At 71.4% G+C, this 21,270-nt stretch carries 17 protein-coding genes, 1 tRNA gene and 1 pseudogene; 5 read left to right on the top strand and 14 right to left on the bottom strand.

From position 1 onward, the window contains the following. Positions 1-41 precede the first annotated feature (41 nt). The 3 genes from AB0A97_RS16385 to AB0A97_RS16375 all read right to left on the bottom strand — a co-directional run bounded on the left by AB0A97_RS16385 (position 42) and on the right by AB0A97_RS16375 (position 3,400). Complete coding sequence (locus AB0A97_RS16385) at positions 42-959, bottom strand: carbohydrate ABC transporter permease (protein WP_361149689.1); 918 nt, start codon at positions 957-959, stop codon at positions 42-44. After that, complete coding sequence (locus tag AB0A97_RS16380) at positions 956-1,777, bottom strand: sugar ABC transporter permease (protein WP_361150193.1); 822 nt, start codon at positions 1,775-1,777, stop codon at positions 956-958. Before AB0A97_RS16380 ends, AB0A97_RS16385 begins: the two co-directional genes overlap by 4 nt. 183 nt (positions 1,778-1,960) lie before the next feature. Then, complete coding sequence (locus tag AB0A97_RS16375; RefSeq protein ID WP_361149686.1) at positions 1,961-3,400, bottom strand: sugar ABC transporter substrate-binding protein; 1,440 nt, start codon at positions 3,398-3,400, stop codon at positions 1,961-1,963. A gap of 518 nt (positions 3,401-3,918) precedes the next feature. On the opposite strand from AB0A97_RS16375, the gene AB0A97_RS16370 reads away from it, so the two are divergent. Beyond that, on the top strand, positions 3,919-5,022 hold the full coding sequence (locus AB0A97_RS16370; protein WP_361149683.1) for a LacI family DNA-binding transcriptional regulator: 1,104 nt from the start codon (positions 3,919-3,921) through the stop codon (positions 5,020-5,022). A 120-nt stretch (positions 5,023-5,142) separates the two neighbouring features. Next, entirely contained in the window at positions 5,143-5,676 is a 534-nt protein-coding gene (locus AB0A97_RS16365; protein WP_361149681.1) for a M23 family metallopeptidase, read from the top strand. On the opposite strand, the gene AB0A97_RS16360 is transcribed toward AB0A97_RS16365, so the two are convergent. Beyond that, positions 5,651-6,607: a DMT family transporter gene (locus tag AB0A97_RS16360; protein ID WP_361150191.1), complete on the bottom strand. Its 957-nt coding sequence runs from the start codon at positions 6,605-6,607 to the stop codon at positions 5,651-5,653. The genes AB0A97_RS16365 and AB0A97_RS16360 overlap by 26 nt on opposite strands. A 413-nt stretch (positions 6,608-7,020) precedes the next feature. On the opposite strand from AB0A97_RS16360, the gene AB0A97_RS16355 reads away from it, so the two are divergent. After that, entirely contained in the window at positions 7,021-7,572 is a 552-nt protein-coding gene (locus AB0A97_RS16355) for a TetR/AcrR family transcriptional regulator (protein ID WP_361149679.1), read from the top strand. Between the two features lie 57 nt (positions 7,573-7,629). Here the strand turns inward: AB0A97_RS16355 and AB0A97_RS16350 are convergent, their stop codons facing one another. The 9 genes and pseudogenes from AB0A97_RS16350 to galU all read right to left on the bottom strand — a co-directional run bounded on the left by AB0A97_RS16350 (position 7,630) and on the right by galU (position 15,268). Continuing rightward, positions 7,630-8,436 (bottom strand): hypothetical protein, encoded by an 807-nt coding sequence (locus tag AB0A97_RS16350; RefSeq protein ID WP_361149676.1) that lies wholly within the window; start codon positions 8,434-8,436, stop codon positions 7,630-7,632. 146 nt (positions 8,437-8,582) lie between these two features. Continuing rightward, complete coding sequence (locus tag AB0A97_RS16345; RefSeq protein ID WP_361149674.1) at positions 8,583-9,014, bottom strand: DUF3995 domain-containing protein; 432 nt, start codon at positions 9,012-9,014, stop codon at positions 8,583-8,585. A 308-nt stretch (positions 9,015-9,322) separates the two neighbouring features. Further along, positions 9,323-9,395 (bottom strand) — tRNA-Ala (locus AB0A97_RS16340). A 75-nt stretch (positions 9,396-9,470) separates the two neighbouring features. Beyond that, positions 9,471-10,634, bottom strand: a complete 1,164-nt coding sequence (gene glpR / locus AB0A97_RS16335; protein WP_361149672.1) for a gephyrin-like molybdotransferase receptor GlpR — start codon at positions 10,632-10,634, stop codon at positions 9,471-9,473. Positions 10,635-10,785: 151 nt separating this feature from the next. Further along, the gene (locus AB0A97_RS16330) at positions 10,786-11,409 is read right to left on the bottom strand and encodes a GNAT family protein (protein ID WP_361150189.1); all 624 of its coding nucleotides are present in this window, start codon (positions 11,407-11,409) and stop codon (positions 10,786-10,788) included. Further along, positions 11,406-11,930: pseudogene (locus AB0A97_RS16325) on the bottom strand (MogA/MoaB family molybdenum cofactor biosynthesis protein); the annotation flags it as partial. The pseudogene AB0A97_RS16325 and the gene AB0A97_RS16330, both read right to left, overlap by 4 nt. Positions 11,931-12,256: 326 nt before the next feature. Next, the gene (gene moaC, locus AB0A97_RS16320) at positions 12,257-12,739 is read right to left on the bottom strand and encodes a cyclic pyranopterin monophosphate synthase MoaC (protein WP_125046493.1); all 483 of its coding nucleotides are present in this window, start codon (positions 12,737-12,739) and stop codon (positions 12,257-12,259) included. Between the two features lie 305 nt (positions 12,740-13,044). After that, entirely contained in the window at positions 13,045-14,361 is a 1,317-nt protein-coding gene (glp, locus tag AB0A97_RS16315) for a gephyrin-like molybdotransferase Glp (protein WP_361149670.1), read from the bottom strand. 4 nt (positions 14,362-14,365) lie between these two features. Then, positions 14,366-15,268 (bottom strand): UTP--glucose-1-phosphate uridylyltransferase GalU, encoded by a 903-nt coding sequence (gene galU / locus AB0A97_RS16310; RefSeq protein WP_361149667.1) that lies wholly within the window; start codon positions 15,266-15,268, stop codon positions 14,366-14,368. An 80-nt stretch (positions 15,269-15,348) separates the two neighbouring features. On the opposite strand from galU, the gene AB0A97_RS16305 reads away from it, so the two are divergent. Further along, positions 15,349-15,957 carry a 5-formyltetrahydrofolate cyclo-ligase gene (locus tag AB0A97_RS16305; protein ID WP_361150187.1) on the top strand — a complete coding sequence of 203 codons (609 nt, stop codon included), beginning with the start codon at positions 15,349-15,351 and terminating at the stop codon, positions 15,955-15,957. Between the two features lie 140 nt (positions 15,958-16,097). On the opposite strand, the gene AB0A97_RS16300 is transcribed toward AB0A97_RS16305, so the two are convergent. Next, positions 16,098-19,007, bottom strand: a complete 2,910-nt coding sequence (locus AB0A97_RS16300) for a penicillin acylase family protein (RefSeq protein ID WP_361149665.1) — start codon at positions 19,005-19,007, stop codon at positions 16,098-16,100. 274 nt (positions 19,008-19,281) lie between these two features. Between AB0A97_RS16300 and AB0A97_RS16295 the strand changes: the two genes are divergently transcribed. Beyond that, complete coding sequence (locus AB0A97_RS16295; RefSeq protein WP_361149662.1) at positions 19,282-20,964, top strand: potassium/proton antiporter; 1,683 nt, start codon at positions 19,282-19,284, stop codon at positions 20,962-20,964. The last annotated feature ends 306 nt before the right edge of the window (positions 20,965-21,270 follow it).

Here is a 21,270-nt window from a genome sequence, read left to right as displayed (position 1 = left end):
ACGGGGCGCGCGGCCGGCGGACGACGTCACATCGCTTCCCTTCACGTCTTCAGCGCCCCCTCGCCCACGCCCTTGAAGAAGAACCGCTGGAGGGCGAAGAAGAGCGCCATCATCGGGATCAGCGCGGCCATGGCGCCTGCCGCGATCAGCCGTTGGTCGTTGACCGTGGTGGCTCCGGCCAGCGACTTCAGTCCGAGTTGCAGGGTGTAGTGATCGCTGTTGGTCAGCACGATCAGCGGCCACAGGAAGTCGTCCCAGGCGCCCATGAAGCTGGTCAGGCAGACCACCGCCAGCGCGCCCTTCGCGGCCGGTACGAACACCTTCGTGAAGCGCTGCCACTCGTCGGCCCCGTCCAGGACCGCGGCCTCCTCCACCTCCTTCGGTACGGCGAGGAAGGCGGCCCGCATGATCATCAGGTTCAGCACGGAGACCGCGCCGGGGAGCCAGACGCCGACGAGCGTGTCCACCAGCCCCATCGAACGCACCGTGAGGAACATCGAGATCATCACGGACTCGAAGGGGAACATCAGCGTCGCGACCAGCACCGTGAAGACGACCCGCCGCCCGCGCCACCCGGCGCGCGACAGCGCGTAGCCGCCCATCGCGGCGAACACGCAGTTGGAGGTGACGGCCAGCGCCGCGACGATCAGCGTATTGCCCACGTAGTGCAGCAGCGGGAAGGACTCGGCGACCCGTACGTAGTTGTCCAGGGTCGGCCGGCTGGGCAGCACGCCCCCGTACACGTCCTCCCCGCGCCCTTTCAGCGACGTCAGGAACTGCCAGACGATGGGCCCCAGCATCACCACCAGCATCAGGCACAACGTCAGATAGCGGCCGGAGAGACCGAGAATCGCCTTGCGGCCGAGGGGCGCTCTGCGTCTGCGGGGTGCCTTGCGGCCGCGGCCCGCGACCTGGGCGCGCCGGACCCGACGCGCACCTGACGAGGACAGAGCGGTCACCTCTCGTCTCCCTTCGACAGCCGGTGCCCCAGCAGGCTGAACGCCAGCGTCAGCAGGAACAGCAGGATCGACACGGCCGCCGCGTAACCGGTCTCGCCCGCGAAGCCCAGCCCGACCTGCCGGATGAGGAACGGCAGGGTCCGGGCCCCGCCGCCGGGGCCGCCGCTCTCTCCGCCGAGGATGTAGATCTCGGTGAACACCCGCAGTGCGGAGATCGCCGACAACGTCCCGACCAGCAGCATCATCGGTTTCACGCTGGGGATGGTGATGCTGAGGAAGCGGCGGACGGCGCCGGCGCCGTCGAGGGCGGCGGCCTCGTACAGCGACGCCGGCACGTTCCCCAGCGCCGCGAGGTAGAAGACCATGTAGTAGCCCAGGCCCTTCCAGATCGTGACGATCATGGCGGAGACCAGCAGCATCGTGGAGTCGGTCAGAAACGGGATCGGCCCGGAGATCAGGTGCAGCTTTTCGAACACGGTGTTGACCAGTCCGTCACTGCGCAGCACCCACTGCCAGATCAGCCCGACGACGACGGCCGACGCGATGACCGGCGTGTAGAAGGCGGAACGGAAGAAGCCGATGCCGGGCACCTTCCGCTGCACGAGGACGGCCAGCGCCAGCGGCAGCAGCACCAGGCACGGCACGACGACGGCCAGGTAGACGACGCTGTTGAGGGTCGCCGTCCAGAAGTCGGGGTCGTCGAGCGCCCGCCCGTAGTTCTCCAGGCCCACGAACCGGCCGCCGCGCAGGATCTGCGCGTCGGTGAGCGACAGGATGACGGTGTTGACGAACGGCCAGAGGCTGAACAGCACCACCATGACCAGGCCCGGCAGCAGGAAGAGGTACGGCGTCCACCAGCGACGGTGCACCAGGCCGGTGTCCGTGCCGAGAGCTCTGCGGCTGCGCCGGGCGGAACCGGGGGTGGGCGCGGCCGGGACCGAGGTCGGGCCCGGGGTGATCGTCATGTGAGGCGTGCGTGTCGTGCCGGATGCCATCTCCGGTCACTGCCGCTTCTGCTTGTGCTGCTTCTGCTGCTGTTCGAGGATCTTGTTGGCCGCTTCCTGCGCGTTCTTGACCGCCGCGGCGGGCTCCTCTTCCCCCTTGATCCCCTTCTGCATCTCCCGCACCACCGCGTCACCGACCTGGGTGGTCCACTCCACGGGGGTGTTCGCGTCCAGCCGGGCCGCCTTCAGCTCCTCGGCACCGATGGCGCGCGCCAGCGTCTCGGGATCCTTGCCGTCGCCGCGGTCGGCGAAGTACGGGTCGGCGAGGCCCTTGGCGTTCGACGGGTAGATGGTCACCTGCTTCGAGAACGCCACCTGGTTCGGCCCGTTGGTCACCCACTTCGCGAACTCCGCCGCCGCGTCCGGGTGCTCGGTGTCCTTCCGTACGCCCAGCGACTGCGTGTAGATGCCGATGTGCTGGAGCGTCCCGGTGACGGCCGGCGCCACCTGCGTGTCCGCGTACGCCGACGGGGAGTTGCGCTTGACGTCCTTGAGGATCCCCGGTGACCCGGGCCCGAACACCAGCTTCCCCGCCCCGTAGAGCTGGGCGAGGTCGTCGGCCTTGGTCAGCGACTCCTTCGGCATCGCCCCCATCGCGTACAGCTTCTTCATCCGCTGCACCCACTCGACGGCCTTGGGCGTGTCGAAGACGAACGCGTCCTTCTCCTTGTTCAGGATCGGCACGCCCATCTTCTGCCAGTCACCGGGCAGCCGCCCCTTCGGGTCCGCCATGAACGCGCTGTACCGGCCGTTCGCCGCCTGCGCGATCCGCTCCGCCTGGCCGAAGAACTGTTCGACCGTGGTGGGCGGCTTGTTCACGTCGAGCCCGGCCTCGGCGAAGAGTTCCTTGTTGTACGTGAGGATCTCGGGCGTCACGTACCAGGGATACGCGTACACGCCGTCCCCCTTGCCCGGCAGCTTGTACTGCTCCCAGGCGCCCGGTACGTATTCCCGTGCGATCTTCGGATCCAGCCGGGCGACGTCCGCGAGCATCCCCCGGTCGCCGAGCAACTGGAACGAGTCGGTGTTCAGGTTGACCACGTCCGGCAGCCCGCCGGCCTGCGCATCGGCGACAAGTTTCTCGTTGTAGCCGTCACCCGGCACGTCTTCCCAGGTCACCTTCACGTCCGGGTACTTCTTCTCGAACGCGTCGATGACGCCCTGCACGTACGTGGTGAAGGTCGGCTTCAACTGGAGCGTACGGAAGGTGATCTCCCCGGCGACCTTGCCGGTCCGCTTCGGCTGCCCCTCGGCGGCCGACGAGCCCTCGGCCCCGCCGACACCACAGGCGGCCGTGGCCGACATCAGAGCGGCTGTGAGGGTGGTGGCAACGACCAGCCGGGGGCGGCCGGGGCGCTTGTTGCTTGCGCTGTGTGCGCTGCTCGCGCTGTGGGCGCTGCTTGCGTTACGTACGGGATCCAAGTGCCTGCGCGTCATGGTCACTCCTGCGTCGGGGAAACGCTTCTGCCCGGGAGGCACGTCCCCGTGAGGGAGCGCTCCCGCTTCGGGGAACCGCGAGGAAACAGCGAAGAGCCACGCACGGACCGGCACACGACCGGCCGCGCCGCCGGATGGCGGTGCCAACGTTGTCGTCCGCTTTCCCTCCCGTCAATGCACAGCCCCCAACTTCCGCCGCCACCGCTCCCTTTCACCCCGCGCCCTTCCACGCCCACCCCCGCCCCTTTCCGCCACATCCCCAAGCTCCACCTGCACTGATGCGCTAAAGCCACCGCTTGCCGAACCCGCCATCTCAATTCCGTAACGACACCGATGAGTTCGCTCCCGTCCAGCCTCCTGCCGCCTTCCCGTACAACGGTTGACTTCCCGCGCCCGCACCGTGATCCTGAATCACCTAATGCGCTTTAGCCCGACGACCTAATGCGGTTTAGCAGCAACGGGTCACTCAGATCACCGCACCACGGAGACCGGGCCGACCGGAGGAGCTGACCGACGAGATGACCACCGGCCCCCGGGCCGCGGGCGACGCCCCCCGCATCCCCACAGCTCCCCCGCGCCGCCGCCCGACCATGAAGGACATCGCCGAACGCGCCGGCGTCTCCCCCTCGGCCGTCTCCTTCGCCCTCAACGACCGCGACGGCGTCTCCCCCGGCACCCGCGCCCGCATCCGCGAGGTCGCCGAGGAACTCGGCTGGCAGCCCAACAGCGCCGCCCGCGCCCTGTCCGGCGAACGCTCCGGCTGCGTCGGCCTGGTCCTCGCCCGCCCCGCCCGTACCCTCGGCGTCGAGTCCTTCTTCCTCCAGTTGGTCTCCGGCATCCAGGAGGCCCTCGCCGCCCGGCGCGTCGCCCTCCTCTTCCAGGTCGTCGAGGACCTGGACGCCGAGTGCGCGACCTACCGCCGCTGGTGGGCCGAACGCCGCGTGGACGGCGTCCTGGTCGTCGACCCCCGCACCGAGGACCCCCGCCCGGCCCTCCTCGCCTCCCTGACCCTGCCGACCGTCGTCATCGGCGACACACAGGCGGGGGCGGAGGCCGGGCCGCCACCCGCCACGGCTCCCCTCTCCACCATCTGGGCCGACGACGCCGCCGCGATGCGCTCGATCATCGACCACCTCCACGCGCTCGGCCACCGCCGCATCGTGCACATCGCCGGCCTGCCCGGCCTCGCCCACACCGAACGCAGGGTCGCCGCCCTGCGCGCCGAGGCGGCCCGCCTCGGCCTGGACGCCGCCGACGTCCGCTCCGTCTGCACGGACTACTCCGACGAACAGGGCGCCGAAGCCACCCGCCGCCTGCTGGCCGCCCCGCATCCGCCCACCGCGATCGTCTACGACAACGACGTGATGGCCGTGGCCGGAGCCGCCGTGGCCGCCGGACACGGTGTCCCCGTACCCGGCGCCCTGTCCATCGTCGCCTGGGACGACTCGCCCCTGTGCCGGGTGACCCACCCGCGTCTGACCTCACTCGTACGCGACACCGCGGGGTTCGGCCGCCTGGCCGCCCAGGAGCTGCTGTCCCTCCTCGACGGCGCACCCACCCGCCGCCTCCAGGCCGAGCTGCCGCACCTCGAACTCCGCGAAAGCACCACCCGCGCGCCCTGATTCCCCGTCCACCCGCACGCACTCCTGTTACCACCCGGTACGGGGAACCTCTGCGCCGTTCGGGCGCCCTCCGCGTGTTTCCGGATGCGTCGACCCCTCCCAGGGCGTGTCCTCGCAACTATGAACTGGCTCCGCAGACGACTCCTGCTGCACGGCGTGGTCCCCGCGGCCCTCGGCACCGTCCTCAGCCTGGCCGTGACCGAGGCGGTCCCGGCCGTGCCCGCAGGCTCGTGGACCCGCCCGATCGCCGTCAACGCCCGCGTCAGCTCGCCCTACGGCGTCAAGGGAAACTGGGCCGCCGGCCACCACACCGGCGTGGACTTCGCCGTCCGCACCGGCACCCCGGTCTCCTCCGTCGGATCCGGCACCGTCGTCCTGGCCAAACGCTCGGGCGACTACGGCCTGGCCGTCACCATCCACATGACCGACGGCTACTACACCCTGTTCGGCCACCTCTCCCGCATCACCGCCCGCGTCGGCCAACGTGTACGGGCAGGCACCCGCATCGGCTACAGCGGCGCCACCGGCCGCACCACCGGCCCCCACCTCCACTTCGAAGTCCGCAAGACCCGCCACTACGGTTCCGACATCAACCCCCTCACCTACCTGGCCCGCCGCGGCATCCGCATCACCCGACGAGCCCTCCCCTACTGACCCCCACCCCACGCCCGCCGCTCCCCTGATGCCCGCCGCCGCCTCCCGAACCCCTCCGATGCCGCCTCCCACTCCCCCACTGCACCACCACGACCGCCGCCAGCCCCACACCCAGCCCGACGGCGGTCTGCGGGCTGAACGGCTCCCCGAGCATCACGGCACCCCACAGAGCGGTCACCGGCGCCATGAGGAACATGAGTGTGTTGACCTTGGTGACGCCGGAACGCCGGAGGATCAGCCAGTACAGCCCGTACCCGCCGAGTGTGGACAGCACGACGAGCCAGCCGATCGCCAGCCAGAAGGCGGCGTCGGCGGGCGGCGTCGCGGCCCCCGTGGCCAGCGCGAGCCCGGAGAAGATCACGGCGCTGGTGGCGCAGTGGACGGTCAGCGACACCACCGGAGCGACCCGTGTACGGGCACGGCTCTCCAGGAAGGTGGCTGCCACCAGCGCGAACATCCCGAGGAACGGCACCGCGTAGGCCCAGCCCGCCGCCTTGCCCCCGGCTCCCGCGTCGGCCGTGGTGACGATGAGGACCCCGCCCAGGCCCAGGCACAGGCCGACCCACTGCCGGCCCGTCACGTACTGACGCAGCAACGGCCCGGCGAGCGCGCCTGCCACCAGCGGCTGGGTGCCGTCGATCAGAGCGGTGGTACCGCTGCTGACGCCTAGCTGGATCGCGTAGTAGACGGTGAGCAGGTACCCGCTCTGCGACAGCGCTCCGATCACCGCCTGCCGTGCCACGTCCCGAGCCGTGAGCCCACGCCACGGTTTCCGGGCGGCGACGGCCGCCACCGCGAGCAGCACGAGGGCCAGCGGCAGGAAGCGCCACATCAGTACGGTGACCGCCGCCGCGCTCCCCGCCCCCAGCTTCGCCCCGATGAACCCGGAACTCCAGCACACCACGAACCCGGCCGAGACCAGCAGCCCCACACCACTCACCCACTCTCCGTCTAAACCGATCGGTCTACCATCACCCCTCGAACTATACAGATCGGTATACTCACCTCGACGCCCCCGACACACCCCTCCCTCCCCGAGGACCCGAGATGCCACCAGCCCCCACCCCGAAGCCGACCCCTCCGAAGGCCACCACCTCGAAGGCCACCACCTCGGAAACGCTCGCCCCGGAAGCACCCGCCCCGAAGGCACCCACTCCGGGCACACCGCCCCCAGGCACGCCCAGCCCGAATACGCCCGCCTCGGATTCGTCCACCGCGGACGGCCTTGCTCCCGGAACACCCGCCCCCAGTTCGCCCACCCCGGAAGCACCCGCCCCAGAAACGCCCACCCCCGAAGCACCCACCCCGGCGCACTCCGCCCCGAACCCCCCGCACCGCGTCCCCATGACCCCCGGCGCCCTGCGCGTGCGCGCGGCTGCCGCCAAGCTGTTCTACGAGCGCGGCATCCACGCCGTCGGCGTCGACCTGATCGCGGCGGAGGCCGGGGTCACGAAGAAGACGCTCTACGACAGGTTCGGCTCCAAGGAGCAGATCGTCGTGGAGTACCTGGCCGAACGCGACGAACGCTGGCGCGCGTTCCTCGGCGAACACCTCGACGCCGCGGGCCCCGACCCGGCCTCCCGCATCCTGGCCGTCTTCGACGCCTCACACGCCTGGTCCGTGGAGCACAGCACCAAGGGCTGCGGCATGGTCAATGCGCACGCGGAGATCAGTGATCCGGCCCACCCGGCGTACGCGATCATCACCGGTCAGAAGGCCTGGATGCTCGCCCTCTTCACCGACCTCGCCCGCACCCTGGCCGCTCCGGACCCGGACCGCCTGGCCCGGACCCTCCTGCTCCTCCACGAAGGCGCCCTGGTCACACACGGCTTGGCTGTCTTCCCCACCCCCATCCTCCAAGCCCGCGCCCAGGCCCGATCCCTCCTCCCCACCTAACCCACAGTCCTCCGGCCCCTCACCCCCACCCCCCTCAATCACCTCACCCCCTCCCCCTCAGCCCCTCCCCTCCGCCCCGTCCCTCTCCGGCAACGCCTCGACCTCCGCCCGGTCGTACCGGCCGAGCCGCCCCGGGCCCAGACCGTTCCGCTCCGCCGTCACCTCGAACCGGCCGGCCGACCACCCCAACAGCGCCGCTGCCTCCTTGGCCGTCACGCTCCGCTCCATCCACCGCTGCCGCTCACCCACCACCCCCGCGACCAGTTCCTCGTCCAGCCCGTCGAGGCTTTCCAGGCTGAACATGGGATACCCCCGGAACTCCCCCACCGGCCGAAGGTGCCCCTGCCCCGCCAGCATCCGCACGTCCTCCCGCTCGACCCCCAGCTCCATACGCTCGGCCAGGTGCTTCGCCGCGTCGATCGACCCCAGCCCGGGGTGGTCGCCGAGCTCTTCCCTGATCTCTGCCGCCCGCTCCCGCAAGCCCTCCACGACCTCCCGCGACCATCGCTTGCCGTCCACGTCCGGCGGCGGGAGCAACCCCCGCTGCTCGGCCCGGCCGACCTGCCACCGCTGGAGCTCCAGCTCGCTCGCCAGTTGGTGCGGCCCCAGCGTGTCCCCCTTGACCGGCTGACGCCGCCCGGCCTTCCCGGAGCCCTGCGCATCCCCGTAGTTCTCGTCGCCCACCACGGACAGGATCTCCTCGACCCGGTCCGGCAGTGTCTTGGCCAACCCCACCGACCACCGCTCGTCCCCCACGTCCGGGGGCGGAATCAGCCCCCGGGTCTCGGCACGCCGTACATGCCGCGGCTCGATCCCCAGCCACTCGGCCAGCTGATGCGGCCCGAACGCCCGTTCCTTGGCCATGTGTCCTCCCGTCGCCACCGCCATCGGATACCCGATCACGTACCCATGACGAAGCCCACCGGCCCCGCAAAAAACAACTTTAGAGCCCAGGACCGACAATCAACTGGGCCTGTGGACAACCCTCGTTCGACCGCCCCCACGCCGTGTCAGCGCCTGCTCGCGGCCACCGCGACGATCCCGCCCAGGACGCCGAGCACCACGCACAACGGCGAGTACAGGAAGCTGTTCAGCCGCTGGAACTCGACGGCGGCTCCGGAGTTCATGAAGTACCCGCCCAAGCCACGGGCGAGCAGGACCGCGGCCAGTCCGTACATACCCACCAGCCGCAGCCAGTCCGGGCCGATCGCCGGAATGGACTCGTTGACCATGAGAGTGAGCACGGCGCCACCGATCAGCGCCACCCCCACCAGAACTGTGCTCGGCGCCGACGGCATCACACCGTCGTCGCTGCCACCGATCGTCTTGGTGAATGTCACCGTGTCCTTCATCGGCCAGGTCGAGAAAGCCCAGACGAAATGCAGCACACCGACTGCCGCCAGAACAACAGCCAACCCCACCGGAACCACCGTGCGAACCATGTACAACGCCTCCCCCTCGCTGCCCATAAGGAACCTGACCCATCATGGCAACAGCTCTCGCCAGCACCGCAGTTGGGGTAGGCACGACACGCCGGCCGGCATCGGCCGTCGAGTAACCGACCGCGCCCCTTCGCAGTAACTCCTGAGCCGGAGCGGCGAGAGATTCCCCTGCGTCCGGCACAGCGGTCCGCACACTTCCGCCGAAGCACACCCTCCGGTCCCGGGGCAACGCAAAGATCCCGCCCGATCAACAGATCGGACGGGATCTCGTGAACCACTCCCGAGCCAACTCGGAAACAGTCCGTCGGTGGACCTGAGGGGATTCGAACCCCTGACCCCCTCGTTGCGAACGAGGTGCGCTACCAGCTGCGCCACAGGCCCTTGCGACGAGTGAAACTCTAGCATCCTTGCCGGGGTGCTCAAAAATCGCTTCCCGTGCTGGTCAGCCGTGGGGGCTCACTCGTTCGCCGCGCGGGGGCGGTCGTCGTCGGCGTACTGGTCGAACAAGGGGGTGCGGCCCCGGGTGCGGCGGCCGGGGGCGGCGCGGCGCTGCGGGGTGGTGGACGGGGTCGGCTGGGGGGTTTCGGTGGCCGGGCCGGAGCGGGCGGAGCTCCAGGCGTCGTCGGCGTCCAGGTCGACATGGCTGGTGGCGCGCGGGGCGACCGGGGCCGTGACGTACGTCGGGAGCGGGACCGGGACGGGGTCCCAGCCGCCGGGCTCGGTGCGCTCGCGTTCGCGCTGCTGGTCCACCCACTCCGCGTGGTCGGTCTCCTCCACCAGGGCGCGGCGGCCGGCTGTCGACGCCGGCTCGGGGCGGGAGGCGGGCGCGGCGGTGCGTGCCGGGGCGGGGGGCGTGGCGGCGGCGTCCTCAGCGGGGGCTTCGTCGGCGGGGGGCTGCTGGGACGCCTGGGGAGGGCGTGGCCTGCCCTCCCGCAGCCGCTGGGCGGCCGCCTCCGCCTGGCGCTGGTCCATGGTGAAGGTGAAGCGGCGCCGCTCCTGGGCGCGGAGGTAGACGATGTACGCGCTGAGGAGTATGGCGGGGATGGCCGGCGCCCAGAGGAAGGCGAGGCCGCCGACGGCCGCGATGATCGTGCCGACGGTGAAGGCGAGGAAGAGGACGGTGGTGGTGCGCCGACGGCGGGCCAGCACCTTGGCGCGCTTCATGCGCTCGGCGGTGGAGGCCCGGTTGAAGGCGGGTTTCTTGCCGGGGCGGGGAGCGGGTGCGGGCCCGGAGGCAGCGGCGCTCGTGGAGGCGGGCCGGCCGCCGGGGGACGCGCCGCCGGAGGACGCGCTGCCGGGCGCGGGCGCCGCGTGGCGGTGAGCGGCGGGCGGGGCCTCGTCCGCGGGCGCGTCGAAGTCCCGGACGTCGGCCTCCTCGGCCGCGGCGTCCGGCTCTCGCGCTTCGCCCGCATCGTCGGTGGGCCGGCTGCCCTGCCCCTCCAGCCCCTTGGCGTAACGGCGCTCCATCGCCGCCCGTCCGGACAGGAGCCGGATGGCGGTACTGAAGCGTTCCGTCGGCCGGGCTTCATTGAGCTCGTCCTGCCTGCGAAGCCACATCGGCACCAAGTAGGCGGCCCAGGCCCCGACGATGACTGCGTAGATGAGGCCGCTGCTGCTCACGTCTCACACGGTAGAGGGGTTTGCAGGGGGCCATCCGCCAATTGAGCCGGTGTGTCGCACGATCTGGCTGATATCTCGAACTTTTTTTGTGATTGTTGAGATCAGCCGTACGCGCTTGTGGTCAATTGGTGAAAATATTCGAACACGTATTTTATTTGTGGGGTGTGCTGGGCTTCTCCCGGTGCCAGCGGCTCAACAGCCCCTCGGGCACCTCCTCCGCGGTCAGCGCGAATACGAGGTGGTCGCGCCAGGCCCCGTCGATGTGCAGATAGCGCGGCCGCAGCCCCTCCTCGCGAAAGCCGAGTTTCTCCACGACCCGGCGGCTGGGCAGGTTCTCCGGCCGAATACAGACCTCGACGCGGTGCAGGCCCACCGAGCGGAAGCAGTGGTCGACGGCGAGCGCCACCGCCGTCGGTATGACGCCGCGGCCCGCCACCGCCTCGTCGACCCAGTAGCCGACGTGGCCCGAACACATCGAGCCCCAGGTGATCCCGGCCACCGTCAGCTGCCCGGCCAACCGGCCCCGGTGCTCGACGACGAACGGCAGCATCCGGCCCGCGTGCGCCTCGGCGCGCAGATGCCGGACCATCTGACGGTACGTGGGCCGGTGCGGCGCGGGGACGCCCGGCGGGGGCGGCGGGATGGTCGCCTCCCACGGGCGCAGCCAGTCGCGGTTACGGCGGTTGACGTCGCGCCAGGCGCGTTGGTCGCGCAGCTTTATCGGGCGGAGGGCGGTCTCGCCGTCCGCCAGTACGACGGGCCAGGGGGCGTTCAGTGTGCGCTCCCGGTGGAGGTGGGATCCGGGGGTGCCGGCGTCGGCGTCGGCGTCGGCCCGTGGTCGCCGCCCCGTAGCTGGTCCGCCGCGTGCGGGAGGAGGTCGGCGAGGACCGCCAGGCCGTCGCGGACACCGCCGGTGGAGCCGGGCAGGTTGATGATCAGCGTACGGCCCGCCACCCCGGCCAGGCCCCGGGAGAGCGCGGCGGTGGGCACCTTCGCGCGGCCCGCGGCGCGGATCGCCTCCGGGATGCCGGGGACCTCGTAGTCGATGACGCGGCGGGTGACGTCGGGGGTGCGGTCGGTGGGCGAGATGCCCGTACCGCCGGTGGTCAGGACGACGTCGTAGCCGGCGGTGACGGCGGCGCGCAGGGCGGTCTCGACGGGCTCGCCGTCCGGGACCACCCGCGGCCCGTCGACCGCGAAGCCCAGCGCGGCCAGGCCCTCGGCGAGCAGCGGCCCGCCTTTGTCCGGGTACACACCGGCCGCCGCGCGGTTGGACGCGGTGACGACGAGGGCTCGGGGCGGTACCTCGGCCGGGGACTCGGGCGATGGTGCGGGGGCGGGTCGCCGGGGCGAGGGGTTCTGGGACGGGGCGTCCCGGTGTGGGCGGTGGGACGCCCCCGGGTTCGGGCTCGGGCTCGGACCCGGACCGGCAGGAGCGGGAGCCCCGGGAGCCCGGGCCGCAGTGCCCGGTCCGGGGTTGGGCGGCGTGGCGGCGGGGCGGCCGGTGGCCGACTCCGGTCCCGGGTTCGCGGTCGGGCCGCGCACCGCGCCGGGCGCGGTTTCCGGTCCCGGGTCTGCCGTCGCGCCGTGTCCGCCCTGGCCGGGGCGGTGCCGGTCCGCGGTCATGACCGGCTCCAGTGGCCCGACTTGCCGCCGGTCTTCTCCTCGACCCGTACGTCGGTGACGACCGCTCCCTTGTCGACGGCCTTGACCATGTCGACGACGGTCAGGGCGGCGACCGAGACGGCCGTCAGGGCCTCCATCTCCACGCCCGTGCGGTCCGTGGTGCGGACCGTGGCCAGGATCTCCACGGCGTCGTCGGCCACCCGGAGGTCGATTTCCACTCCGGAGATCGCGAGCGGATGGCAGAGCGGGATCAGGTCGGGGGTGCGCTTGGCGCCCATGATGCCCGCGATGCGGGCGGTGGCGAGTGCGTCGCCCTTCGGGACGCCCTCGCCGCGCAGCAGCTCGACGACGCGCGGCGCGACCAGGACGCGGCCGCTGGCGCGGGCGGTGCGCGCGGTGACGTCCTTCTGGGACACGTCGACCATGCGGGCCGCGCCCGACGCGTCGAGGTGGGTGAGGTCTTGCTGGCCGCTGCTCATCGTTCTCCCGGTCCGGACCGTGCCGCCTGTGCGACGACACCGTACCCGCAGGCGTCGGCCCTCACCCGGCTCCCCGGTGCTGACGGCACGCACGTTCGACGCGGACGGCCCCACGACACCGTACCGACGGCCCCCACGGCACCGTACGAACGGCCCCACAGCCACCGTGCGGACGGGCCCCGTTACACCGTATGAACGCCCCGCAGCACCGTATGCCCCCCGCAGCACCGTGCGGACGGCCCCACGGCACCGCACGGACACCGCCCGCCCCACCCCCCCCCGCCTCGTCCCCCACCCCTGGCCCCTCACCCCAGCAGCACGACCTCCACCTCCGCCCCCTCCGCGACCTCGGTCGTCTCCTCCGGGACCACGATCAGCGCGTTGGCCTGGGCCAGCGCCTTGATCAGGTGGGACCCGGCGCCGCCCACGGGCGTGACGGTGGCGGTGTCGGCGTCGTACCGGCCGCGCAGGAACTGGCGCCGGCCCTGCGGGGAGGAGTCGACGGCCGCGCCGCAGGTGGCCCGGGAGGTGTGGCGGTGCACGTCGGGCAGGCCCATGAGCGTACGGATGGCGGGGCGGACGAACAGTTCGAACGAGACGTACGAGCTGACCGGGTTGCCGGGCAGGGCCAGCAGCGGGATGCGGTCCGGGCCGATGAGGCCGAAGCCCTGCGGCTTGCCGGGCTGCATGGCCAGCTTGCGGAACTCGACGGTGCCTTCCTCGGCGGAGAGGTCGGCGAGGGTCTCCTTGACCACGTCGTACGCGCCGACGCTGACGCCGCCGCTGGTGACCAGGATGTCGGCCCGGATGAGCTGGTCCTCCAGGGTGGCGCGCAGCGTCTCGGCGTCGTCGGCGACGGCGCCGACGCGGTAGGCGATGGCGCCGGCCGCGCGGGCGGCGGCGGTGAGCTGGAAGCTGTTGGAGTCGTGGATCTGGCCGGGGGCCAACTCTTCGCCGGGCTGGACCAGTTCGCTTCCGGTGGACAGGACCACGACCCGGGGGCGCGGCCGGACCCGGACCGAGGCGCGCCCGATGGCGGCGAGCAGGCCGGTCTGGGCGGGGCCGATGACGGTGCCGGCCGGCAGGGCCAGTTCGCCGGCCGGGACGTCGCTGCCGCGGGCGCGTACGTGCTGCCGCTCGTCGACCGGGCGGTAGATCCGGACCTCGCCGCCGGCGGCCTCGGGCACGGCGCTGTGCGCGCGCATCGCCTCGGCGGGCCCGCCGCCCGTTCCGCCGTCGGTCCACTCCACGGGCACGACGGCTTCCGCGCCGGGGGGAAGGGGCGCGCCGGTCATGATGCGGGCGGCTTCGCCGGGGCCGACGGCGGGCAGCTCGGCACTGCCCGCCGCGACGTCGCCGACCACCGTCAGGGCGGCGGGGAAGTCGTCGGTGGCGCCCGCCACGTCGGCGACGCGGACCGCGTACCCGTCCATGGAGCTGTTGTCGAAGGGCGGCAGGGCGGCGGGGACGGTGACGTCCTCCACCAGCACGCAGCCCTGCGCGTCCAGGAGGTGGAGGTCGATGGGCTCCAGCGGGTGGATCTTGGAAAGGACGTCTTCGAGGTGGTCGGCCACCGACCAGACGCGTTCCTGGTGGCTGATCCGGCCGGTGGTGGCGCTCACGGTGTCACATCTCCTCGCTGACGAAGCTGCGCAGCCAGGTCCGGAACTCCGGGCCCAGGTCCTCACGTTCGCATGCCAGTCTGACAATGGCGCGGAGGTAGTCGCCACGGTCGCCGGTGTCATAGCGGCGCCCTTTGAAGACCACACCGTGGACGGGCCCGCCGAGGTCCGGGTCGGCGGCGAGCGCCTGGAGGGCGTCGGTCAGCTGGATCTCGCCGCCACGGCCCGGCGCGGTCCTGCGCAGCACCTCGAAGACGGCCGGGTCGAGGACGTACCGGCCGATGATGGCGAGATTGCTGGGGGCGTCGGCCGGGTCCGGCTTCTCGACCAGGTCGGAGACGAGCACCACGTCGTCGTCGCCGTCCGGGGCGGCGGCCGCGCACCCGTAGAGGCCGATCTGCGCCGGATCGACCTCCATGAGGGCGATGACGGAGCCGCCGTGCTGCTCCCGCACCTCGATCATGCGCTGGAGCAGCGGGTCGCGCGGGTCGATCAGGTCGTCACCGAGCATGACCGCGAAGGGCTGGTCGCCGACGTGCGGGGCGGCGCACAGGACGGCGTGGCCGAGGCCCTTGGGGTCCCCCTGGCGGACGTAGTGCATGGTGGCCAGGTCGCTGGACTCCTGGACACGGGCGAGGCGCGATTCGTCCCCTTTGCGGTCCAGAGCCTCTTCCAGCTCGTAATTGCGGTCGAAATGGTCTTCGAGGGGGCGCTTGTTGCGGCCGGTGACCATCAGGACGTCGCTGAGTCCGGCGGTGGCGGCCTCCTCCACGACGTACTGGATGGCGGGTTTGTCGACGACCGGCAGCATCTCCTTGGGCGTGGCCTTGGTCGCCGGGAGGAAGCGGGTCCCGAGACCGGCTGCCGGAATGACAGCCTTGGTGATCCGAGTACGCGATGGAGTCATGCGGATCACGATAACCGGCACTTTGCACCGGAAGGCGGGGTCCGGTGAACGGGTCACAGGAGCGGGAGCGACGGCGCATCATGAGCGGTTACGACGGTGGGAAACGCGGGTTGCGGCGTGATCTCCTGGACATGAGGGCCCAGTTGCCGGCCGGTGAAATCCGGGCGGCGGGGGCGGTGCTGGCGCGCCGTGCGCTGGCCCTGCCGGAGCTGGCCGGGGCGGGCACGGTCGCCGCGTACGTGTCGGTGGGGCGCGAGCCGTCCACACACGCGCTGTTGGACCAGTTGCACGCCGCCGGGGTACGGGTGCTGCTGCCCGTACTGCTGCCGGACAACGACCTGGACTGGGCCCCGTACGACGGCGCCGAGAGCCTCGTACGGGCCGCGCGGGGCCTGCGGGAGCCCGCCGGGCCCCGGCTGGGCCCGCGGTCCGTCACCGAGGCGGACGCGATGCTGCTGCCGGGGCTGGCGGTGGACCGGCGCGGCATGCGGCTCGGGCGCGGCGGCGGGTCGTACGACCGGGTGCTGGAGCGGCTGGAGAAGGCGGGCGTCCGGCCGGCGAAGGTGGTGCTGCTGTACGACGCGGAGGTGCTGGCGGAGGTGCCGGCCGAGGAGCACGACCGGCCGGTGGACGTGGCGGTGACGCCCGGGGGTGTGCACCGGTTCGCTGTGCCGTCGCCTCCGCCCTAGTCGCCCCCGGGGGGAGGCAGCCGGGGACCGCCGTAACCCTTCATGGACCACCGTGAACAGAACCGGGCGGACTCGAAGGGATTCGAGCCCGCCCGGCCTGCGAGGTCAGCGCCCCGTCACGGCGTCCGCCGCAGCGTTCGTCACGGCGACAGCGTCAGCGTGTCCTTGGCCGCGGCCTTGACGGCCTTCTGGGAGTAGGCCCACGGGAGCAGTTCGCCCTTGGCCCACTTGTCCGTCTGGTCGTAGTAGTGCGCGCTGTACGCGTGCCCGGAGGCGCCCGTCAGGTTGATCCACCGCGACTTGTCCAAGTCGGCCAGGTTGACGACCATCCGCATCGACGGGACCCAGGTGACCTCGTAGCCGCCGGCCGCGTTCCAGCCGGTGGCGTTGACGGCCGCCTCGCCGCCGCCCACGTTCCAGGGGCCACGGTTGAACAGGCCCTGGAGGAGGCCCGGGCCGCTGGTGCCCAGGGTCTGGTTCTTCAGGAACATCTGGTGCAGGCGGCCCCAGCTCCAGTTGTCGACGTTCTTGCCCAGCTTGCTGGTCAGCTCGTAGCGGGCGTCCCGCATGGCGTGCTTGAGGAGCTGGTCGCGGTTGGCGTCCAGGACCCGGCCGGGCCGGGACTCCGTCTTCCACCAGTCGTTCTTCGGGTCGTCGATGATGTTCCGGACGACCTCGTACCAGCGGTCGCCGCCGTCGGGCTGCGCCTGGTCGGGGGCGCGCTGGCCGCACTCGCGCACCAGCTTGTCCTGGTCGTCGGCCGGGCCGGTGTCGTCGGCCGGGCGGACGTTGAGGCACTGGCCCTCGACGCGCAGTTCCTTGGGCATCTTGTTGCCGAAGGCCAGCTTGAGGGTGTTGCGCCAGACCGCGTTGAAGTAGGCGGCGGCGGCCGAGTCGGGCTCCTGGGTGTAGTCCCAGCCCTCCAGCAGCTTCTGCGCCTCACGGACGTACGCGTCGTCCACGTCGATCTTCAGCAGGTAGGGCGTCAGCAGCTTGGCGATCTCGCTGCTGTTGTCCATCTGCATGGTCTGCATGTCGTCCGTGGAGACCTTGCCGCCGTCCTTGATCTTCGACTGGATGAGGTCGTTGATCCGCTGGCTGCGGGCGCCGTAGCCCCAGTCCTTGGTCAGCAGGTACGGGTACTTGTCCGGGTCGACGACGGCCTGGTTGGCGGTGACGATGTAGCCGCGCGCCGGGTTGTACTCGTTGGGCAGCGCCTTCTGGGGCACGTAGCCGGCCCAGCGGGCCTTGGGGTCCCAGCCGGGGGCGGGCAGCGTGCCGTCGTAGCCCTTGCCGCGGACCGGAATCCGGCCGGGCGCCTGGTAGCCGATGTTGCCCTTGGTGTCGGCGTAGATCAGGTTCTGCGAGGGCACCTCGAAGTGGGCGGCGGCCTTGCGGAAGTCCGTCCAGTTCTTGGCGCGGTTCAGCTCGAAGACCGCGTCCATCGACCTGCCGGGGTCCAGGGCGGTCCAGCGCAGCGAGATGCCGTAGCCGTCGCCACGGTCGGGCGCCGCGTTGCCGACCGGGGCGTGCTTGCCGACCTTGGTCATCTCGTCGTCGCGGTCGGAGATCAGCGGGCCGTTGTCGGTCGAGCGGACCGTGATCTCGCGGTCCGCGCCGCCGGCGACCTTGATGGTCTCCTTGCGGGTCTTGTACGGCTTGACCGTGTTGTTCGACAGGTACCCGTTGGCGCTGATCTTCTCCAGGTACAGGTCGGTGACGTCGGCGCCCAGGTTGGTCATGCCCCAGGAGATGTCCTGGTTGTGGCCGATGACCACGCCGGGCATCCCGGAGAAGGTGTAGCCCGAGACGTCGTAGTTGCACTTGGCGCTGGTGGTGCGGCAGTGCAGGCCCATCTGGTACCAGAGGGACGGCATCTGGGGGGCCAGGTGCGGGTCGTTGGCGAGCAGCGGCTTGCCGGTGGTGGTGTGGGCGCCGGAGACGACCCAGGAGTTCGAGCCGATGCCGTTGCCGTTGGGGCCGAGCAGGGCCGGGATCTTCTCCAGGGACTTGGAGACCGAGGAGAGCTGGGTCTGCACGCCCTGGGTGGCGGCGGAGGCGGAGTTGGTTCCGGTGCCCGTTCCGGTTCCGGTGCCCGTACCCGTCCCGGTGCCCGTGCCGTTGCCGGCTCCCTGCCCCGTACGCGTGCCGGCGCCGTTCCCCGGGCCGGTGCCGGTGCCCGTACCGGTGCCGGAGCCCGTCCCGGTGCCCGTACCCGTGCCCGACCCCGAGTTGTTCTGCAGGCCGCCGCTCGGCGTCGCCTTGGCGTCGAAGTCCTTGGTGAGCGGGTCGACCGCGCCGCCGTCGACGATCGGCCGGTTCCGCTTGGCCGGGTACTTCGGGTAGAGCTGGTCGATCTGCGTCGGGCTGAAGCGGCTGGTCAGCAGGGCGCGGTCGATCTCGTCCTGCATGTTGCCGCGCAGGTCCCAGGCCATCGCCTTGAGCCAGGCCACCGAGTCGACCGGGGTCCACTTCTGCGGCTTGTAGTCGTTCTGGAAACCGAGCGCCGCGTACTCCAGGGAGAGCGCCGAGCCCTCGTGGTCCTTGAGGTAGGCGTTGACGCCGTCGGAGTACGCCTGGAGGTACTTCTTCGTCTCCGGGGAGAGCTTGGTGTCGTACTCCCGCTGTGCGACGTCGTGCCAGCCGAGCGTGCGCAGGAAGGCGTCGGTGTCGACCTGGCTCTGACCGAACATCTCCGAGAGGCGGCCGGCCGTCATGTGACGGCGTACGTCCATCTCCCAGAAGCGGTCCTGGGCCTGTACGAAGCCCTGGGCGCGGAAGAGGTCCTCGTCGGTGTCGGCGTAGATCTGCGGAATGCCGTTGCCGTCGCGTGAGACGTCGACGGGTGCGGTCAGGCCGGCCAGTTTCAGGGAACCGGTGGTCTGCGGGTACGAGGCGCGGACGGTACTGACGCCCCAGTACGCGCCGTAGCCGATGCCCGCCACGAGCAGAAGCACGACCGTGGTCGCGACGAGGCGGCCGCGCCGCCCCTTCTTCTTCGGCTTCTTCGCAGCCTTGTCAGGGGCGGGGGCGGACTTGTTGGCGGGCATCTCTGTCCTTCGAGGGGCAGGGTGGGAGTGCTGGAGCAACCATAGGCGCACGGGTCCGCCGAGCCCTACGCGGTGTAGCCGGCGGCACCTCCAAGATTCAAGCAATGGTAAATTGTTAGCCTCAGTAACTAGATACGGTAAGGAAAGCCCGCTCGTTCCACAGCCCTGTGCCCGCTCCCGTGCCTGACCGGCCCGCCACGAGGAAGGACCAGTCCTGACTGTCGACCGCCTCAACGAACTCCTGCTGATCTGCGCCCTCGTCCTGCTCGTCGCGGTGGCAGCGGTACGCGTCTCCTCCCGCAGCGGGTTGCCCAGCCTGCTCATCTATCTGGGGATAGGAATCGCCATAGGGCAGGACGGATTCGGCGGTGTCGTCTTCGACAACGCCGAGCTGACCCAGATACTGGGCTACACCGCCCTGGTCGTGATCCTGGCCGAGGGCGGCCTCGGCACGAAGTGGAAAGAGATCAGACCCGCGCTGCCCAGAGCCGCGGTGCTGTCGACGTTCGGTGTCGCGGTGAGCGTGGGGGTCACCGCGGCCGGCGCCCACTACCTCGTCGGTCTGGACTGGCGCCAGGCGCTGCTCATCGGCGCGGTGGTCTCCTCGACGGACGCGGCGGCGGTCTTCTCCGTCCTGCGCAACGTGCCGCTGCCCGCCCGGCTGACCGGCGTCCTGGAGGCCGAGTCCGGCTTCAACGACGCCCCCGTGGTCATCCTCGTCGTCGCGTTCTCCACCGCCGGGCCGGTGGAGCACTGGTACACGCTGATCGGCGAGATCGCCCTGGAACTGACGATCGGCGCGGCCATCGGCCTGGCCGTCGGCTGGCTGGGCGCGTACGGGATGCGGCATGTCGCGCTGCCCGCGTCCGGCCTGTACCCGATCGCGGTGATGGCCATCGCGGTCTCCGCCTACGCGGCCGGCGCGCTGGCGCACGGCTCCGGCTTCCTCGCGGTCTACATCGCGGCGCTGATCCTCGGCAACGCGAAACTGCCGCACTCGGCCGCCACCCGCGGCTTCGCCGAAGGTCTCGGCTGGATCGGCCAGATCGGCATGTTCGTGCTGCTCGGTCTGCTGGTCACCCCGCACACGCTGTTCGACGACGCGGTGCCGGCGCTGGTCATCGGCCTGATCCTGACGATCGTGGCCCGGCCGACTTCCGTGTTCCTCGGGCTGCTGCCCTTCAAGGTGCCCTGGCGCGAGAAGGCGCTGCTGTCCTGGGCGGGGCTGCGCGGCGCCGTACCGATCGTGCTGGCCACCATCCCCATGGTGGGCGGTGTGCCCGGCAGCGACCGGGTCTTCAACATCGTCTTCATCCTGGTCGTCGTCTACACGCTGATCCAGGGTCCGACGCTGCCCTGGCTGGCCAGGAAGCTGCGCCTGGGGGACGACGAGGAGGCCGCCGACCTGGGGATCGAGTCGGCGCCGCTGGAGCGGCTGCGCGGCCATCTGCTGTCCACGACGATCAGTCCGAAGTCGCGGATGCACGGCGTGGAGATCAACGAACTGCGGCTGCCTCCGGGAGCCGCGGTCACCCTCGTCGTACGGGACGGGACCAGCTTCGTACCGTCGCCCACGACCGTGCTGCGACGCGGGGACGACCTGCTGGTCGTGGCCACGGACCCGGTACGGGACGCGGTCGAGAACCGGCTCCAGGCGGTCTCCCAGCACGGCAAACTGGCCGGCTGGCTGGCGCCGGGCGGGCCGGGCGGGCGGCGGGCCCTCCAGAAGGCGGGGCTGCGGCCGGGCGACCGGTCCGGGGTGCGGGCCGGGGAGCGGCCCGGGGAGCATCCCGGTGGCCGGGCCGGGGAGCGGGCCGGTGCACGGGCCGGGGAGCGGGCCGGTGGCCGGTCCGCCGCGCGGCCGGACGGGAAGGTCGAAGGGAAGCCCGACGGAGCTGCCGGGGGCCGGCCCGACGGAGCGACCGGTGGGCGGCCGCCGCACACGCCGGCGCGTTGAGCGACCGGGCGGACGCTGGGCAGCCGGCAACCTGATGCCGGGCCACCGGCGCGCCCGGACGGCGAACGACCGGCGACCGCGGCGAGCAACCGGAGCCCGGGCGGCAAACAACCGGGACCGACCGGGATCAACCAACAAACATGCCGAAAATCGCCGTGGGAAGCCCTGGCCGACGCCAGGGCTTCCCACGTATCGGCCTGTACTATGACATGGCAATCAAAGGAACCAACTCTGCCTGAAGCAGAGCTGGCGCGACCGCTCGGCGGCCGCGGTCCCCTGCCACACGCAGCCACCTCCCCGGTGCGG

It is taken from the genome of Streptomyces sp. NPDC045470, assembly GCF_040646595.1.
Taxonomy (GTDB): Bacteria; Actinomycetota; Actinomycetes; order Streptomycetales; family Streptomycetaceae; genus Streptomyces.
This window is presented reverse-complemented; position numbering and strand designations above follow the sequence as displayed.